This window comes from Mesorhizobium sp. NZP2077 (assembly GCF_013170805.1).
In the GTDB taxonomy this organism is placed as follows: domain Bacteria; phylum Pseudomonadota; class Alphaproteobacteria; order Rhizobiales; family Rhizobiaceae; genus Mesorhizobium.
Window position 1 is genome coordinate 5,226,299 of sequence record NZ_CP051293.1, and the last position, 16,715, is coordinate 5,243,013.

16 protein-coding genes are annotated in these 16,715 nt (G+C 61.1%); 11 read left to right on the forward strand and 5 right to left on the reverse strand.

Annotated elements, in window-relative coordinates; genetic code table 11:
- Window positions 1-97 precede the first annotated feature (97 nt).
- Window positions 98-1,210, forward strand: a complete 1,113-nt coding sequence (locus HGP13_RS26250; RefSeq protein ID WP_172230704.1) for a pyridoxal phosphate-dependent aminotransferase — start codon at window positions 98-100, stop codon at window positions 1,208-1,210.
- On the opposite strand, the gene HGP13_RS26255 is transcribed toward HGP13_RS26250, so the two are convergent.
- Window positions 1,207-1,716, reverse strand: a complete 510-nt coding sequence (locus HGP13_RS26255; protein WP_246707127.1) for a MarR family winged helix-turn-helix transcriptional regulator — start codon at window positions 1,714-1,716, stop codon at window positions 1,207-1,209. The genes HGP13_RS26250 and HGP13_RS26255 overlap by 4 nt on opposite strands.
- 207 nt (window positions 1,717-1,923) lie before the next feature.
- Between HGP13_RS26255 and HGP13_RS26260 the strand changes: the two genes are divergently transcribed.
- The 3 genes from HGP13_RS26260 (at window position 1,924) to HGP13_RS26270 (ending at window position 4,168) form a co-directional block, all read left to right on the forward strand.
- Window positions 1,924-2,208 carry an acylphosphatase gene (locus HGP13_RS26260; RefSeq protein ID WP_172230710.1) on the forward strand — a complete coding sequence of 95 codons (285 nt, stop codon included), beginning with the start codon at window positions 1,924-1,926 and terminating at the stop codon, window positions 2,206-2,208.
- Window positions 2,209-2,292: 84 nt separating this feature from the next.
- The gene (locus tag HGP13_RS26265; RefSeq protein WP_172230713.1) at window positions 2,293-2,943 is read left to right on the forward strand and encodes a TetR/AcrR family transcriptional regulator; all 651 of its coding nucleotides are present in this window, start codon (window positions 2,293-2,295) and stop codon (window positions 2,941-2,943) included.
- A gap of 61 nt (window positions 2,944-3,004) precedes the next feature.
- Complete coding sequence (locus HGP13_RS26270) at window positions 3,005-4,168, forward strand: isovaleryl-CoA dehydrogenase (RefSeq protein ID WP_172230716.1); 1,164 nt, start codon at window positions 3,005-3,007, stop codon at window positions 4,166-4,168.
- 17 nt (window positions 4,169-4,185) lie between these two features.
- Here HGP13_RS26270 and HGP13_RS37615 read toward each other — a convergent pair whose 3' ends face one another.
- On the reverse strand, window positions 4,186-4,428 hold the full coding sequence (locus tag HGP13_RS37615; protein WP_210266322.1) for a hypothetical protein: 243 nt from the start codon (window positions 4,426-4,428) through the stop codon (window positions 4,186-4,188).
- Between the two features lie 407 nt (window positions 4,429-4,835).
- On the opposite strand from HGP13_RS37615, the gene HGP13_RS26280 reads away from it, so the two are divergent.
- The 3 genes from HGP13_RS26280 (at window position 4,836) to HGP13_RS26290 (ending at window position 8,960) form a co-directional block, all read left to right on the forward strand.
- On the forward strand, window positions 4,836-6,443 hold the full coding sequence (locus HGP13_RS26280) for a carboxyl transferase domain-containing protein (RefSeq protein ID WP_172230719.1): 1,608 nt from the start codon (window positions 4,836-4,838) through the stop codon (window positions 6,441-6,443).
- A 120-nt stretch (window positions 6,444-6,563) separates the two neighbouring features.
- Window positions 6,564-6,938 (forward strand): hypothetical protein, encoded by a 375-nt coding sequence (locus HGP13_RS26285; protein WP_172230722.1) that lies wholly within the window; start codon window positions 6,564-6,566, stop codon window positions 6,936-6,938.
- Window positions 6,939-6,986: 48 nt separating this feature from the next.
- Complete coding sequence (locus HGP13_RS26290) at window positions 6,987-8,960, forward strand: acetyl/propionyl/methylcrotonyl-CoA carboxylase subunit alpha (protein WP_172230725.1); 1,974 nt, start codon at window positions 6,987-6,989, stop codon at window positions 8,958-8,960.
- Between the two features lie 84 nt (window positions 8,961-9,044).
- Here the strand turns inward: HGP13_RS26290 and HGP13_RS26295 are convergent, their stop codons facing one another.
- Together HGP13_RS26295 and HGP13_RS26300 are read right to left on the reverse strand one after the other, a co-directional pair.
- Window positions 9,045-10,166, reverse strand: a complete 1,122-nt coding sequence (locus HGP13_RS26295; RefSeq protein ID WP_172230728.1) for an ABC transporter substrate-binding protein — start codon at window positions 10,164-10,166, stop codon at window positions 9,045-9,047.
- Between the two features lie 428 nt (window positions 10,167-10,594).
- Entirely contained in the window at window positions 10,595-10,861 is a 267-nt protein-coding gene (locus HGP13_RS26300) for a sel1 repeat family protein (RefSeq protein WP_010915070.1), read from the reverse strand.
- A 438-nt stretch (window positions 10,862-11,299) separates the two neighbouring features.
- Here HGP13_RS26300 and HGP13_RS26305 point away from each other — a divergent pair, with 438 nt between their 5' ends.
- The 3 genes from HGP13_RS26305 (at window position 11,300) to HGP13_RS26315 (ending at window position 14,186) form a co-directional block, all read left to right on the forward strand.
- A complete protein-coding gene (locus HGP13_RS26305) occupies window positions 11,300-11,641 on the forward strand; it encodes a DUF2147 domain-containing protein (RefSeq protein ID WP_172230731.1) in 342 nt (113 codons plus the stop codon).
- A 54-nt stretch (window positions 11,642-11,695) separates the two neighbouring features.
- Entirely contained in the window at window positions 11,696-13,216 is a 1,521-nt protein-coding gene (locus tag HGP13_RS26310) for a recombinase family protein (RefSeq protein ID WP_172230734.1), read from the forward strand.
- Between the two features lie 445 nt (window positions 13,217-13,661).
- A complete protein-coding gene (locus HGP13_RS26315; RefSeq protein WP_172230737.1) occupies window positions 13,662-14,186 on the forward strand; it encodes a helix-turn-helix domain-containing protein in 525 nt (174 codons plus the stop codon).
- A 369-nt stretch (window positions 14,187-14,555) separates the two neighbouring features.
- Here HGP13_RS26315 and HGP13_RS26320 read toward each other — a convergent pair whose 3' ends face one another.
- A complete protein-coding gene (locus HGP13_RS26320; RefSeq protein ID WP_172230740.1) occupies window positions 14,556-15,035 on the reverse strand; it encodes a hypothetical protein in 480 nt (159 codons plus the stop codon).
- 7 nt (window positions 15,036-15,042) lie between these two features.
- Here HGP13_RS26320 and HGP13_RS26325 point away from each other — a divergent pair, with 7 nt between their 5' ends.
- Window positions 15,043-16,698, forward strand: coding sequence for a class I SAM-dependent DNA methyltransferase (locus tag HGP13_RS26325; RefSeq protein ID WP_246707128.1), 1,656 nt, complete (start codon window positions 15,043-15,045; stop codon window positions 16,696-16,698).
- The last annotated feature ends 17 nt before the right edge of the window (window positions 16,699-16,715 follow it).

The following is a 16,715-nucleotide window of genomic DNA, read 5'->3' on the forward strand; positions in this document are numbered from 1 at the left end:
CGACTGAATCCGGCCTTGCGGCTGCGGACCGCTGGGTGCTTGCATGGCCAGTCTGGTCACGCTAGCAAGAAGTCCGTCTTCCAAGCGAGCCTCTGCCATGCACCAGCGCCCTCCCCTCACGTCGCTCATCGCCGCGCTTCCCTCAACGGTGCCGTTTGTCGGCCCCGAAGCGCAGGAGCGTGAGCGCGGGCGCCCTTTTCGTGCCCGCATCGGTGCCAATGAGAGCAGTTTTGGTCCTTCGCCGCGCGTCATCGCCCGCATGGCCGGGATCGCCCCCGACATGTGGATGTATTGCGATCCCGACAATTTCGATCTGAAGGTCGCGGCTGCCGCGCATCACGACGTGGCGGTCGAGAATGTCGTTGTCGGTGAAGGCATAGACGGGCTGCTCAGCCTGGTGGCGCGCATGTATGTGGCGCCTGGCGATGCCGTGGTGACCTCGCTCGGCGCCTATCCGACCTTCAATTTCCATGTCGCCGGCGTCGGCGGGCGGCTGGTGACCGTCCCTTACGTGAACGACCACGAAAGCCTGGATGGTTTGCTCGCGGCGGTGGTCAAGGAGAAGGCACCGCTGGTCTATCTGTCCAACCCGGACAATCCGATGGGCAGCTGGTGGGAAGCGGACGAGGTGATCCGCTTCATCGAAGCGTTGCCGCAGACCACCATGCTGGTGCTCGACGAGGCCTATGGCGAATTGGGGCCGGCCTCGGCTTTGCCGCCGATCGATATCTCGCGCCCGAATGTCATCCGTATGCGAACCTTTTCAAAGGCTTACGGGCTTGCCGGGATACGCTGCGGCTATGCGGTGGCGGAGGCAGAGGTGATCCGCGACTTCGAGAAGATCCGCAATCATTACGGCGTCAGCCGCATGGCGCAGATCGCCGGCGTCGAGGCGCTTGCCGACCAGGCCTATCTCGAGACGGTGGTGACGCGGGTGGCCGCCGGGCGGCAGCGCCTCGCTGATATCGCCGAGCAGAACGGGTTGAAGCCGCTGGCCTCGGCGACCAATTTCGTCACCATCGATTGCGGCCATGACAGCGCCTTCGCGCTGAAAGTGTTGCAGGGGCTGTTGTCGCGCGACGTGTTCATCCGCAAGCCAATGGCGCCGGGGCTCGACCGCTGCATCCGCGTCAGCGTCGGTCTTGATCATGAACTCGATATTTTCGCCGAGGAGTTGCCTGGCGCACTGGCGGCCGCACGAGGGAACTAGAGAGGTTCACCGCGCTCGGATTCCGGCGCGCCGCCGAGCAGATACCGGGCACGTGTCAAAATATCCGACAACTCGGCGGCTTCCTCGTCGTCCAGATCCGCGGTCAGGCGCGCGAGATCGCGATCCGCTGCCGCCTGGAGCCCGGCAAGCGCGGCTTGGCCGCGGCCGGTGAGCGAGGGGACGCGACCGCGCGGGGCATCGGGGCCGGCACGCGTTTCCGTCAGGCCGGCGGCAGCGAGTTTTCGAAGGATTCTGGTGACGTAGGTCGGCTCCAACTGGAGTTCCTGGCCGATGTCGGACGCTGCTGGTCCGAAATCGATTCGAAACGCTCGTGCCAGAAAGCCTGCCTTGCCCTCAGGGGTGGCGGCAATATGGCCGGATCGACGGCCCAGTTCGAACAGCACCCTCGCCTCGGTCAGCGTATAGGCGCTGTGCGTCAAGGTTTCGTCGAGCAGCCCGATCAGACAGGTATAGAACCGGTTGAAGCACCTGAGGTCGCTGACCAAGGCATTCCGATCGGTTGACATGGCAAGTGCCCCTGAAGATTTCCATGCTGCCGGATCATCGCGAAAAAGTTGACCGAGTCAACTATCTATTGGTGCAGGTCATCTATATCTTCGGACGACACCGGTTCATCAATTTGATTGCATCCTCCATTCAAGCCGGTTGCCTTCGCTCGATCCTGCGCCAGACTCTATGCGAGGGAGCGCGAGATGAACGATCGGAAAAGGGCAGTGCAGGCCAGCGTACACGGCAAGGTGCAAGGCGTCGGCTACAGGATCTGGGTGAGAGGCGAAGCGACCGGGCTTGGATTGGTGGGCTGGGTGCGCAACGAAAGAGACGGTTCGGTAACGGCATGGCTTGCCGGTGCCGACGCGGCGGTTTCAGCCATGATCGAACGGCTCTGGCGAGGCCCGGCGGGCGCTTCAGTCTCACGGATCGAGGTGGAGGTGATCGAGACCTGGACCACGCCTGGAGACTTCAGGATCGTCGCATAGGCGCATGCGCGTCATTTGAATTCATTGGCAACTCTTGAATTAATTGAACGTTCGTTTTATTACTGTCGCCTTAATGAGGTGATCATGGCGCGCACCACGGGATCCGAAGGCGAGCGAACTGAAGCGGCGGTCCGCGAAGCGGCCGTGAACCTGATCGCGCGCTACGGCTACGAGGCAATGTCGATGCGCCAGCTAGCGGCCGAGGTCGGCGTCCAGGCGGCCGCGCTCTACCGCTATTTCCCGACCAAGGAAGACCTGCTGTTCACGCTCATGCGCGAACACATGGAGGGGCTTCGCGGGGCTTGGGAACATGCCCGGCCAGCCGGCGCCGATCCGACGGGCCAGCTCGCCGCCTATGTGCGCAATCATATCGCTTTCCACATCGAACGCCGGCACGCCACGCATGTGTCGAACATGGAATTGCGCAGCCTGTCGCCTGACAGGCTGACACAGATCCTGCGCATGCGCACAGCCTACGAAAAGGAACTGCGCACCATCCTGCGCGATGGCGCCGAGGCTGGCGCCTTCAAGATCGAGGACACCGGCCTGACGGCCATGGCGCTGATCCAGATGATGACCGGCGTCATTGTCTGGTTTCGCCCGGGCGAGCGGCTGTCGGTCCCTGAAGTGACGACGACATATCTTTCAATGACAATGCGCCTGGTTGGCGCGAGGATGGATACCTACGGCGCCGAGCGTCCCTTCGGGCGCGCAAAGGACGCTGTAACACTTTGATTTGAGTATGACCCCGAAGATCGAGAGCGATCTTCGGGGTCATACTCGGGGGAGGAACGAGATGTACACGAACACGCTCAGCTTCGGGCATGACGAGGACATCGAGGCGCTGCGCGACCTGGTGCGCCGCTTCGCCCAGCACAGGATCGCGCCGATTGCCGGCGACATCGATCGCGACAACGAATTTCCGGCGCATCTGTGGCGCGAGCTCGGCGCGCTCGGCCTGCTCGGCATCACCGCCGATCCCGATTTCGGCGGCAGCGGCATGGGCTATCTCGCCCACGTGATTGCGGTGGAAGAAATTTCCCGCGCCTCGGCTTCGGTCGGCCTCTCCTACGGCGCCCACTCCAACCTCTGCGTCAATCAGATCAACCGCTGGGCAACGCCAGCGCAGAAGGAAAGATTCCTGCCGCCGCTGTGCTCGGGCGAGCGTGTCGGTGCGCTGGCGATGTCGGAATCCGGCGCCGGCTCCGACGTTGTCTCGCTCAAACTGCGCGCCGACAAGCGCAATGGCCGCTATGTGCTCAACGGCACCAAGATGTGGATCACCAACGGGCCGGACGCCGATACGCTGGTCGTCTATGCCAAGACCGATCCGGAGCGGAAATCGCGCGGCATCACCGCCTTTATCGTCGAGAAGACGATGGCAGGTTTTTCCGTGGCGCAAAAACTCGACAAGCTCGGCATGCGCGGTTCCAACACCGGGGAGTTGGTTTTTTCGGATGTCGAGGTGCCGTTCGACAATGTGCTGCACGAGGAAGGACGCGGCGTCGAAGTGCTGATGTCGGGCCTCGACTATGAACGCACTGTGCTCGCCGGCGGTCCGATCGGCCTGATGGCGGCGTGCCTCGACGTGGCGATCCCCTATGTGCACGAGCGCAAGCAGTTCGGCCAGCCGATCGGCGAATTCCAGTTGGTGCAAGGCAAGCTGGCCGACATGTATACGGTGATGAACGCGGCTCGCGCCTATGTCTATGCCGTCGCCGCCGCTTGCGATCGCGGCCAGACCACCCGCAAGGACGCCGCCGGCTGCGTCTTGTTTGCCGCCGAAAAGGCGACGCAGATGGCGCTCGACGCCCTCCAACTGCTTGGCGGCAATGGCTATATCAACGACTACCCGACCGGCCGGCTTTTGCGCGACGCCAAGCTCTATGAGATCGGCGCCGGCACCAGCGAAATCCGCCGCTGGCTGATCGGCCGCGAGATCATGGCGGAAGGGGTGTGATGTCCTCCTCCGCCATTTCAGCCGAACGCCTTGGGCAGGTCATCGGTAGGCTTGGCAACGATCTGGTGCGCGTCGCGCCACAGAACCTCGCACTGGCGCGTCGAGGTGATCGAGCGCACCGGCAAACCGCCCTCCTCGATCAACCAGGCGCAATAGCGCGCCCGGCTGATCGCTTCCCTGGCGTCTGGATGAAACCAACAGATGCCCCAGATCGGGTTGCGCCGCCTGAAGTGCCGGCTAACCCGGCCAGGAAGCGGCAAATGCCGGTTGAACCGTCGAACTGCCCCTGCAGTTCGCCATGGATCCAGTCCGGGCAGCCGGTATGATGCAGATACCAGGACGCATGAAAGAAGCCCGTTTCCACCCGGCTGTCGGGATGGATCAGGGGCGTTACAAACCGCACATACATAATAACACCCGCAGTGCTTGCTTGCACCGCGTTCCTCTCGCTCAAATTCGGAATATGGAAAGCCGCCCTCCGGCGGCGTTAGCCCATGGCCGGAGGGAGACATCTTGTGAAATGCATATCCATGCTTTTCATCGTTGCCTCCGAGGAGTGTCAGTTACAAAAGAACGCCGCGTATTGAACGAAGCCCGCAGCGTTCGGGCGTGGGCTGATACATGGGTTCCGATGCGGCATCAAGAGATTTGAGGAAGCGACGACAAGATGGCCACGCTCCAAACCCAGATCTCCCCTTCCTCCGACACGTTTCGCGCCAACGCCGAACGCATGCGCGCACTGGTCGCCGACATCGCCGAAAAAGCCGCGGCCGTCGAGCGCGGCGGATCGGACGAGGCGCGCGAGCGCCACGTCTCGCGCGGCAAGCTGTTGCCGCGCGAACGCCTCGCCCAGTTGCTCGACACCGGCTCGCCTTTCCTCGAGATCGGCCAGTTTGCGGCGTGGTCCATGTATGGCGAGGAGATTTCGTCGGCCGGCATGATCGCCGGCATCGGCCGTGTCGAAGGCACCGAGGTGATGGTCGTCGTCAACGATGCGACGGTGAAAGGCGGCACCTACTACCCGCTGACGGTGAAAAAGCACCTGCGCGCACAGGAGATCGCGCTGCAGAACAATCTGCCTTGCATCTATCTGGTCGACAGCGGCGGCGCCAATCTGCCCAACCAGGACGAGGTGTTTCCCGACCGCGAGCATTTCGGCCGCATCTTCTACAACCAGGCCAACATGTCGGCCGCGGGCATCCCGCAGATCGCCTGCGTCATGGGCTCCTGCACCGCGGGTGGGGCCTATGTGCCGGCGATGTCGGACGAGACGATCATGGTGCGCAACCAGGCGACCATTTTCCTCGGCGGCCCGCCGCTGGTGAAGGCGGCCACCGGCGAAGACGTCAGCGCCGAGGATCTGGGCGGCGCGGACGTGCATACGCGGCTTTCCGGCGTCGCCGACCACTATGCGATGGACGACGACCATGCGCTCGCAATTTGCCGTCGCATCGTCAAGAACCTGAATCGGAACAAGACCGTAAGCCTGAACTCTAGGAAAGCGATTCCGCCACTTCATCCGGCGGACGAACTCTACGGCATCGTGCCGACGGATCTGCGTCAGCCCTACGATGCGCGTGAGGTGATCGCGCGCCTTGTCGACGGTTCCGAGTTCGACGAGTTCAAGCAGAACTATGGCACCACGCTGATCACCGGCTTTGCCCATCTCCATGGCATGCCGGTCGGCATCATCGCCAACAATGGCGTGCTGTTTTCCGAAAGCGCGCTGAAGGGCGCGCACTTCATCGAGCTGTGCTGTCAGCGCAGGATCCCGCTTGTCTTCCTGCAGAACATCACCGGCTTCATGGTCGGCCGGAAATACGAGGCAGGCGGCATCGCCAAGGACGGCGCCAAGCTGGTGATGGCGGTTGCCACCGCCAGGGTGCCGAAGGTGACAATCATCATTGGCGGCTCGTTCGGCGCCGGCAATTACGGCATGTGCGGCCGCGCTTATTCCCCACGCTTCCTGTGGATGTGGCCGAACGCGCGCATCTCGGTGATGGGCGGTGAGCAGGCGGCAACCGTGCTTGCCATGGTCAAGCGCGAAGGCATCGAACGTAAAGGAGGGGAATGGAGCACCGAGGAGGAAGCGAAATTCAAGAAGCCTATCCTGATGAAATACGAGCATGAGGGCCATCCGCTCTATTCGTCCGCCCGCCTCTGGGATGACGGCATCATCGATCCGGCGAAGACGCGCGAGGTGCTGGCGCTGAGCCTGTCCGCCGCGCTCAATGCCGAGATCGAGGAGACACGCTTCGGCGTGTTCAGGATGTGATGATGACCGCCATGGGTGAGATCATGCACCCGCTCACAAAATTGCGAGCCGCCTTCGCAGTGGAGGATATTCGCTACTGCTTATGCTTTAGCCACATCGCGCAATGGGGATCATGTAGAAATGAAGCTGAAATATTTTCCGAAGGCATTCGCGTCAATACTTTCAGCATTTCTTGTATTCTCAGCATCTGGCGCGAGCCTGGCCGGATCGCTGGCGGGAAGCGAGGGGGACAAGCGTTTTCCACCGACTTTGTCGGGCGATCCGAAGTCGCCATGCACCAAGGCCTACAAGGCCTATGTGGCGGCCGGCGGCCATTCGGCCTACGCCACCACATCGTATTCCAGGGTGGTTTCGCTCTACATCGTGTGCGGCGCGCGGCTGAATGCGCCATCGCAAAAGGTGCCGGAGGAGTTGGCGATGAAATCCTGCCTGGCCACACGCGCGCACGACAAGGTGACGAACGGCGGCGCCTGCGAGATCGCCGCTTCGACGTAGGTTGGCGCCTGCCCAATGGCGCCGCCCGAGACAGACCCGGGAGGCTCCATGTTTAGCAAGATCCTGATCGCCAATCGGGGCGAGATCGCTTGCCGTGTCCTCCGCACGGCCCGCAAGCTCGGCGTGCACACCGTCGCTGTCTATTCGGATGCCGACGCGAAATCCCTGCATGTCGAGATGGCCGACGAGGCTGTTCGTATCGGCCCCTCGCCTGTCGGCGAAAGTTATCTGCGCGGCGACAAGATCGTTGCGGCGGCCCTGGCGACAGGGGCGCAAGCCATCCATCCCGGTTACGGTTTTCTGTCGGAAAATCCCGATTTCGTCGACCAGGTGGCGGCGGCGGGGCTCACCTTCATCGGCCCGTCAGCGGCCTCGATCCGTGCCATGGGACTGAAGGACGCCGCCAAGCGGCTGATGGAGAAGGCCGGCGTGCCGGTGGTGCCGGGCTATCATGGTGAGGCACAGGAGATCGTCCTGCTTGCGTCCAAGGCACGTGAGATCGGTTACCCCGTACTGATCAAGGCGCGCGCCGGCGGCGGCGGCAAGGGCATGCGACGCGTCGAGCATCCTGATGATTTCTCCGAGGCGCTGTCCAGCGCCCGGCGCGAGGCAAAGGCTGCTTTCGGCGACGACCGCGTTCTGGTCGAAAAATATGTCGACAAGCCCCGGCACATCGAAGTGCAGGTGTTCGGCGACAATTTCGGCAATGCGGTGCATCTCTACGAACGCGACTGCTCGGCGCAGCGCCGCCACCAGAAGGTGATCGAGGAAGCGCCCGCCCCCGGCATGACGCCCGCTTTGCGCAAGGCGATGACGGAAGCCGCCGTGAAGGCCGCCAAGGCGATCAATTATTCCGGCGCCGGCACCATCGAGTTCATCGTCGATGCCTCGCAAGGCCTGAAAGTCGACCGCTTCTGGTTCATGGAAATGAACACCCGCCTGCAGGTCGAGCATCCGATCACGGAAATGGTCACCGGCACCGATCTGGTCGAGTGGCAGTTGCGGGTTGCGTCTGGCGAAAAGCTGCCGAAGACGCAAAGCGAGATCGCGCTTGCCGGCCATGCCTTCGAGGCGCGCATCTATGCGGAGGACGCGGCAAAAGGGTTCCTGCCTGCAACAGGCACGCTGCATCATCTGAAGTTCCCCGAGCCCGACGCGGCGGTGCTGCGCATCGAGACCGGCGTGCGGGCCGGCGATGCCATCTCGCCCTTTTACGACCCGATGATCGCCAAGCTGGTCGTCCATGCAAAGGACAGGCAAGCGGCGCTGGAAGCTCTCGGCGCAGCACTCTCGCAGACCGAAATTGCCGGTTCCACTGTCAACTCCGCCTTTCTTGCCGCGCTTGCCGCCGATCCGGACTTCTGTGCTGGTGACGTCGACACCGGTTTGATCAGCAGGCATCAGGAGGCGCTGACCGCGGTCGCGCCGCCGACCGGCGAAATCATCTCGGCAGCCGCCCTTGCCGCCTCCGGTGCCGGAACCTTGTCATCATCGAATGATCCATGGTCTTCGCTTTCCGGCTACGCGCATTTCCACGGCGTCGTGCGGCGCACGCGGCTGAAGTTCGGCGAGGCCGATATCTCGGCAAAGGTTTCGGTGCGGCCGGACGGGCGCTTCCAGGTGACGCTCGATGCGCCCTACGACAGCGCCAATGCACATGACCTTCGCGCCGTTCCTCGCCTCGCCCGCTGGCCAGGCCACATCACGGTGTTCGAAGGCGCCGTCGGCTATACATTCGCGGTGCCGGATCCCTTGGCCAGGAGCGATGAGGCGGCTGCCGCTTCCGGCAGCCTGCGCGCGCCGATGCCCGGCCTGGTCAAGCTGGTGCGCGTGGCAAAGGGCGATGCGGTGATCAAGGGACAACCGCTGCTGATCCTCGAAGCGATGAAGATGGAGCACACCATCGCCGCCCCACATGACGGGGTGATTGCCGAGATCGCCATGGAAGGCGCGCAAGTCAGCGACGGGACCGTGCTGGTGCGGTTCGTCGAGGAACAAGCTTCGACTGCCGCAACTGGCTGACAGCCGGAACTGCATCCTGGATCACAAAGAAAAATGGCCGGGACGAACCCGGCCATTTCTTTAGATATCTGATCGCCAGAGTGACTACTGCGCGATCGGCGCGTATTTGCCGTCATGCCACTGGTTGATGTCGTAGCTGGCGTTCTTGAGGTCACCCTTTTCGTCGAAGGTGACATCGCCGACTACGGTGCTGATCGGCGTGCCGTTCTTCAACGCTTCGGCAACCTTGGCCGGATCGTCGCTGCCGGCACGCTTGATGCCTTCGGCGAAAGCCTGGACCACGGCGTAGGAGAACAGCGTGAAGCCTTCCGGCACGAAGCCGCCGGCCTTGATCTTCTCGACGGCTGCCTTTGCTTCCGGCTTCGCCTGCGGATCCGACGGGAAGACGAACATGGTGCCTTCACCGGCCGGGCCGGCAACCTGCCAGAATTCCGGCGAGGCGATCGAATCCGGCATGATCAGCTGGAACTTGAGGTTCTGTTCGGCCGACTGACGCAGGATCAGGCCGGCTTCAGGATGGTAGCCGCCGAAATAGACGACGTCGGCCTTGAGATCCTTCAGCTTGGTGACGAGCGCCGAATAGTCCTTCTCGCCGGGGTTGATGGCGTCATAGTAGACTTCCTTGAGGCCGCCGGCGTTCATGGTCGCCCTGACGGCGTCAGCCACGCCCTGACCGTAGGCGCTCTTGTCGTGCAGGACGACGACGTTCTTGCCGGCATATTTCTTGGCGATCCACGGGCCGATGAAGGCGCCCTGGGCGTCATCACGCGTATAGAGACGCATGATTGTCGGCCAGCCGGCCTTGGCGGCCGCGTCGGTCAGAACCGGGTTCGAGGAAGCCGGGCTCATCATCAGCGCGGCGGATTCGGCATAGACGGCCGAGGCCGGAATGCTCGAGCCCGAGCAGGCGTGACCGTCGATGAACTTGACGCCATTGGCGACGATGCGGTTGGCGACCGACACGGCCTGCTTCGGATCGCACTGGTCGTCCTCGATGTCGAGCTTGATCATCGAGCCGTTGACGCCGCCCGCGGCGTTGATGGCGTCGGCGGCGGCCTGTGCGCCCTGCTTGAACTGATCGCCGATGGTGGCGAGCTGTCCGGTCATTGGGCCGACCACCGAAACGGTGATATCATCGGCGAATGCGACCGGCGCACTCATCATCAGGCCGAAAATGGCCGCGCTCAAAATACTCATTTTTTTCATGACAATAGAACTCCTCCACTCACGCGCGGCCGCCCCGGCCGCGCTTCTTCTCAGAGAGGCGGGACAATTTCATCCTTCATTGGGCCTGTCTAGGCGCATCGGCACCGCTCGATTGGGCCTGCGAGGCGACATCCACACGCAAAAAAGCCACGCCAGCCTTGTTCCGGCTGGTCGTGGCTTTTTTGCCTGTCGGGCCATTTCCCCAGCGCCCCCGCGCCGCGAACCCCAACGTCGCCTTCCCTGTCTTCCTGCTGACCATGATCTTACCCGATTTTCGGGATCATGGTTCGTCGCACGGCCTGGACCTGTCGGCCTGCCGCATTCTTGTTGTTGATGGCCCGTGGCCTGGCTGTCTGCGCAGCCTTATCCCTGTTTTGGCCCGACCGTCTTCGAGCGGTCTTGGCCGGAGCGTCCCCGTCTGACTGAACTCAGTGCATGGTCATCCATTCGCGGGCTTCGCGCAGCGCCTTGGCGATCTCGACCTTCGACATGGCGGCCGACAGTTCAGAGCGTAGTTCCGCAGCGCGGGCCGAGCCCTTGATGGCGGCGATGTTGAACCATTTATGGGCGGCAACGACGTCGGTCTCGCAGTCGCGGCCGGTCGCATACATCATGCCCAGTTCGAAAAGAATGTCGGCCTGGGCAGTTGCCCCCATGGCGCCGAAACCTGCTTCAAGCATTTCAAAACGTGCCATTTTAGTCCCCTGTCTGGCTCCCGAGAGCTGCCTCCGTTTGTCTTGTCCGGGCCGCTCTTTCGATGCTTTCGAGAATGCCTATCAGGCTTGAATCCGTCGTTAAATGGCGTGCTTAATTTGAAGAAAACAAAGCTAAAACAAGAGGTAAACGCGCAAATTCGTTAAGGATACGAAGCCAGCAATTCAGCCCATTTGCGCTAAATTTGACGAAAATTTTCGCGGGCGGAATCAACACTCCGCTAACCACGGGAAACAAACACGATGCGCCGGTCGTTTTCATTTCCTCTGCGATAGGCCGGATTCAGGCGCTTTCAAAATCCCAAACTCTTCCCTTGCGGCACCGCTTTTGTTTTGCGGGGAGCTGGATTAGCTTACGTTTGCGTAAGCGGCAGACCGGCGAGGCGGAGAATTCGGCCGGCTATCCAAAGGGAGCAAGACATGTTTCGAAAAGTGAGCCTGGCTCTTGCAGCCACATTGATCATGGCGGGCGCGGCGTGGGCCGATCCGATCGAGGGCAACTGGAAGACGCAAGCCGGCGACACCGCCGCCATCTCAGGCAGCGGCTCGTTTTCCATCACGCTCAAATCAGGAAAATATGCCGGCAAGACCATCGGCTCGCTGAAAGCGGCCGGCGACAGCAAATATGCCGGCAGCATCACCGATCCGGCGAACGACAAGACCTATTCGGGCAAGGCGACATTGTCGGGCACCTCGCTCAAGATGAGCGGATGCGTGCTCGGCGGACTGATCTGCAAGAGCCAGACCTGGCATAGACTTTAGTTCTGCAGACTGATATCGGACGGTCTCCAAGACACCAACGGAGACCGTCCAGTCATGCTACAGCCTCGCGACCTCAAGGGACGCCGCGCGATTTCCTATGCTCGCTGGAGTTCTGGCAAGCAGGCGCAGGGCGATAGCTCGGCGAGGCAGACAAAGAATGCCAAGGCTTTCTGTGCGTCTTTTGGTCTGACCCTCGACAGTGAATTGGTAGACGATGGTGTGAGCGCATTCAAAGGCGCGAACCTTGAAGCCGAACTGGGCCAGTTCGTCGCGGACGTTCGTTCTGGCAAGATACCACGCGACGTAGTCCTGATCGTTGAGAACATTGACCGTATCACTCGCGTGAAGCCAACGCGGGCTATCCGCTATTTCCTCGACCTCTTGGACACTGGGCTAACTCTGGTGACCCTGACGGACCAGCGGGTCCACACGAGCGAGGGCTATGACGACAACTTCTCTAACCTGATGATGTCCCTCATGGCCATGCAAGCGGCTCACGAGTACAGCGCAAAACTGTCCTATCGGGTGAGCGAGGCCTGGGGACGTAAAGCGGACAAGGCGCGGGCGGCTGTCGCAAGCGGTAGCGGGGCAAAGATCAAGGTTGCGAAGGTCCCCTTTTGGATTGACCGCGAGACCAACGAATTGAATGTACGCGCCACCGATGCGCGGCTTCTCTTTGAACTCGCTAAGGAAGGACACGGCCAGCAGACCATCACACAGATACTAAACACGCGCGGCATCCCTTCTCCCTCAGGGAACACATGGGCTCAAGCCGTTGTTGGTGAAGTCCTCCGCTCCCCAGCCGCCTATGGGTGCCTTGTGCTCAAGGGCGAGGAAGTCCCCGGCTATTTCCCGGCGCTGCTTAGCGAGACCGAATGGCTCGCCACCCGACAGCGCACCAAGGCCCGGCAGCACAGCAGACAGGTAGGCCGCACATCAAACCTGTTCTCCCGCATGGTCCACTGTAGCCACTGCGGCTCTCCGATGGTCCTCACGTCTTCCAAGAAGGGCGGCATGTCATGGGGCTATTTCACATGCACGGGGAAGACGTTCAAGCGTACGGAATGCACCGCGCCCAACTGGCGCTATGACCAATTCGAGCGGGAGTTGATTGACCGTATTGGGTTCCTGGCCGTTCCTGTACCGCAGGACCAGACGGCCCCCGATCTCACAAGGCAACTTGAGGAAACCATAGGTGCCCTTGAGGCCAAGCAATCCAACGTCCTTGCCGGTATCGCCGAGGCAGAAACCGCCGATGTCCGCAAGGTCCTCTTGGGCAAGGCCGATGAACTAGCCCGCCAGATCGAGGCGAAGCGGCGGGAGATCAGGGCTATCCGCGAGAATGACGCGAGGTTCCGTGAGAGCGCGGCGGCTGTCGACGACTTCGAGATGGATCAGGAAGAGATCAGGCGGCTGGCCAAGGAGGACCGGAAGGGAGCTCAAGGGCTGATCTCCAACCTCGTGAAGCGCATCGATCTTGAGAGCGACAGCAAGACTCTCAGGCGGGCGGTTGTCACCATGCGAAGCGGCTACAGCCACGCGCTTGTCTTCGACAGCACCGGCGAGCCGGGCTGATTAGGTACCCATACAGAGGAGCGACGCGCTTGCTGCCTCGTGGCAACGCATATCCGCAACATGCTGATATTGCCCGCTCATATTGAGTGATAGACCACGAGAATTAGCGGCTGCTGAATAGGTACTCATATTGAGGGATAGAACGCCCTCTATGACGATTACCCACCCATAATGATAGACGGACGAAGTTCCTCGCCACTTCGCCCCCATTTTGTTCCCCGCTCGTCGCCAAGGGCACCACGCCCCCACAACCAAGACCTGATGCCTGACTGGTTCACCCGCCGCTATTCGGTCGATGAAACTGAGGCCCTTCGGGACGGCAACGCCGCCCGACCCCAGAGCGTGGCCTGAGACGCGTCAAGCCCTGGCCACTCCCTATACTGCCAACCTCAGCCAATCGACTCCCAACATGCCCCTAAGGCCCGAAGAAAGGCATTCCATCGCCATGAGTTTGCACCAGACCACCATCACCGCAGCCACTGTTACGACGAGGCGTCAGAGAGCCAACGCCGACAATGCCGCACTTGCCACCACCGCCAAGCGCGACCAGTCCGACTTCAACCACAAGGCTGTCAAAGTCCTGACCGCCAAGGGCTTCAGACGCTCTACCATCGCGGCGACCTTAGAGTTATCCGAGAGGAGCGTCAGGCGCTATCAATCGACCCAGTGTCTCGCTTGGGACGCAGAGCGGGCCGTGGAGTTGCGGCGAATTTCCATTGCAGCCACCCTGGGCACGGTTCGCTTCCAGTCAGACGATGATGTTGAATGGGAAGATATGATGCTCGGTGCCCGTGGGGACACGCGGGCCTCCGTCTTCGACGCGCTGAAAGAGGGTCTATCGCAAGCCGACATTGCCAGACTGCTGGGAATATCACTGCCCGCCGTCTCACGGCACGTTAAGGAAATCGCCCGGAGAAGGCTGGCCAAATCCCAAGCCGAAAAATTCAATGAAAATCACCTAACCTATTGACATTAATAGGCATCCCTCGTTAACGCAGCTCCCTTAGGGAAACTCAAGCTGTCCTACTGGCGGCATATGTCGGCAAGCCCATAGCTGAGACGGCTTCGCCGTTCATGGGACAACCGACGGCGCTGCCAGCTTCGCTTGGCGAGAGACCAGATTGATGGTCATTATTGATGATCATTTCTCTTGTCTCACCTCAGCCACAGCTTCAGGACCGTCAGGACCCTCTATCGGTACGGGCGAAGCCCGTCTCTGCGATAGCCTACCTGACGATAACCTGAAGTTGGCTCACGGGCTCGCTTTACGTCCCGCGTCCTTTCCCCCACCTTTTTTATCCCTGGCTGGGCAGCACCACGACGGCGACGCCGGACGCACTCACGCCAGACCTTTGGTCAGCCCAGCCCGCTTCCTGAGAATGTGAAAAGCTCTCAGAATTATCAGGTCATTCTCCCGCTCGGACTCCTCCACCCGCTCTTCGTACGAAGCTTCCTCGGCGTGAAAATCTTCCGCCCTTGAGGGCATATTTTTCCACCCCCATTGACATGCATCCCAGTAGCTCTCGCAGGGGATGGTGCGCTCCGCAACAACCCGGCCTCTGCTATCAAAAAACACGATCTTGAAGTGTGTCATCCTGTCGGCTCCCATCATTGGCATTATTGCCGACAGCCGATGTTTCACACATTTGAACAGGAAAAAAGAGCGACTACCATAGCCTCGCCGATAACGCAGAAAACAACCGCCTTGCTTGAAAGTCGGTGCATTTCCGTTGCCATTGCCCAGTCTGTCCGCTTTAGTCTGCGCGAAATGGATTTGGGGGGTACCACAGTTGAACCAGCAGGCATTGTCGGCATTCATCTGGTCCGTGGCTGATCTCCTCAGGGGCGACTACAAACAGGCCGACTACGGCAAGGTCATCCTTCCCTTCACCGTGCTGCGGCGTCTCGACTGTGTGCTGGAGCCGACCAAGGACGCTGTGCTCGCCGAACATGCGGCCAAGACCGCGCAGGGGATGAACCCGGAGCCATTCCTCCTGCGCAAGGCCAGGCAGACTTTCTACAACACGTCAAAGCTCGACATGCGCAAGCTGATGGGCGATCAGGACAACATTGCCCAGAACCTTTTCGCCTACATCCAGGCCTTCTCGCCGGATGTGCGCGACGTCTTCGAGCGGTTTGAGTTCGCGGTACAGGTGGACCGTCTCGCCAAGACCGGGCTGCTCTATCAGGTCACCGAGAAATTCGCCCACATCGACCTACACCCGAGCAAGGTCGACAATCACCAGATGGGCCTCATCTTCGAGGAACTCATCCGCAAGTTCGCCGAACTATCCAACGAAACCGCCGGTGAACATTTCACGCCGCGAGAAGTCATCCGGCTGATGGTCAACCTTTTGTTCGTAGAGGACGACGCCATCTTGTCGAAACCCGGCGTGGTGCGCACGATCTACGATCCGACCGCTGGCACGGGCGGGATGCTGTCAGTTGCCGGTGAGCATCTGGTCGAGCACAACGATAAGGCCTCGCTGGTCATGTACGGGCAGGAGTTGAACCCGGAGTCCTATGCCATCTGCAAAGCGGACATGCTCATCAAAGGGCAGGATGTCGCAAACATCGTCTTCGGCAACACCCTCGCCGACGATGGCCAGCCGCATGAAAAATTCGACTACATGCTGTCCAATCCGCCTTTTGGCGTCGAGTGGAAGAAAGTAGAGAAGGCCGTTCGCACCGAACATGAGAGCCAGGGGTTCAACGGCAGGTTCGGCCCCGGGTTGCCCCGGGTTTCCGATGGATCGCTTTTGTTCCTCATGCACCTTCTGTCAAAGATGCGACCGGCGGTCGATGGCGGCAGCCGCTTCGGCATCGTGCTGAACGGCTCGCCCCTGTTCACCGGCGCGGCTGGCAGCGGCGAGAGCGAGATCCGGCGCTACGTGCTGGAGAACGATCTGGTCGAGGCCATCGTCGCCCTGCCCACCGACATGTTTTACAACACCGGCATTTCAACTTATGTCTGGGTGCTGTCGAACCGCAAGCCAATGCACCGTAAGGGCAAGTTACAGCTCATCGACGCATCGAGTTTCTGGCGCAAGATGCGCAAGACCCTCGGCTCCAAGCGCAAGGAAATGGGCGATGACGACATCGCCACCGTCACCAGACTGTTCGGCGGCTTCCACGAGGCCAGACTCGCAAGCGTGCTGGACGCCAATGGCAAGGAGATAGCGCGGCAGGTGCTTCTGGAGGGCGAACAGCCCCCGGCGACTCCACAGGGTGGCAAGGTCAGGCTCGCGCCTCTTTCACTGATCTTCTCAAACGAGGAATTCGGCTATCGCACTATAACGATCGAGCGCCCGTTACGTGACATTAGGGGGCAGATCGTGCTTGGCGAGCGCGGCAAGGCCAAGGGCAAGCCTCAGGCGGACAGCGCCCTCAGGGACACCGAGAACGTGCCTCTGGGTGAGGATGTCGAGCTCTATTTCCGGCGCGAGGTTATGCCTCATGCCGAGGGTGCATGGATCTGTTGATTTCCACTGAGAAGTGA

Excerpts from the sequence above, each read along its gene's own strand:
- HGP13_RS26250 (WP_172230704.1), top strand. The coding sequence starts at position 98 with ATGCACCAGCGCCCTCCCCTCACGTCGCTCATCGCCGCGCTTCCCTCA.
- HGP13_RS26260 (WP_172230710.1), top strand. The coding sequence starts at position 1,924 with ATGAACGATCGGAAAAGGGCAGTGCAGGCCAGCGTACACGGCAAGGTG.
- HGP13_RS26265 (WP_172230713.1), top strand. The coding sequence starts at position 2,293 with ATGGCGCGCACCACGGGATCCGAAGGCGAGCGAACTGAAGCGGCGGTC.
- HGP13_RS26270 (WP_172230716.1), top strand. The coding sequence starts at position 3,005 with ATGTACACGAACACGCTCAGCTTCGGGCATGACGAGGACATCGAGGCG.
- HGP13_RS26280 (WP_172230719.1), top strand. The coding sequence starts at position 4,836 with ATGGCCACGCTCCAAACCCAGATCTCCCCTTCCTCCGACACGTTTCGC.
- HGP13_RS26285 (WP_172230722.1), top strand. The coding sequence starts at position 6,564 with ATGAAGCTGAAATATTTTCCGAAGGCATTCGCGTCAATACTTTCAGCA.
- HGP13_RS26290 (WP_172230725.1), top strand. The coding sequence starts at position 6,987 with ATGTTTAGCAAGATCCTGATCGCCAATCGGGGCGAGATCGCTTGCCGT.
- HGP13_RS26295 (WP_172230728.1), bottom strand. The coding sequence starts at position 10,166 with ATGAAAAAAATGAGTATTTTGAGCGCGGCCATTTTCGGCCTGATGATG.
- HGP13_RS26300 (WP_010915070.1), bottom strand. The coding sequence starts at position 10,861 with ATGGCACGTTTTGAAATGCTTGAAGCAGGTTTCGGCGCCATGGGGGCA.
- HGP13_RS26305 (WP_172230731.1), top strand. The coding sequence starts at position 11,300 with ATGTTTCGAAAAGTGAGCCTGGCTCTTGCAGCCACATTGATCATGGCG.
- HGP13_RS26310 (WP_172230734.1), top strand. The coding sequence starts at position 11,696 with ATGCTACAGCCTCGCGACCTCAAGGGACGCCGCGCGATTTCCTATGCT.
- HGP13_RS26315 (WP_172230737.1), top strand. The coding sequence starts at position 13,662 with ATGAGTTTGCACCAGACCACCATCACCGCAGCCACTGTTACGACGAGG.
- HGP13_RS26320 (WP_172230740.1), bottom strand. The coding sequence starts at position 15,035 with ATGAATGCCGACAATGCCTGCTGGTTCAACTGTGGTACCCCCCAAATC.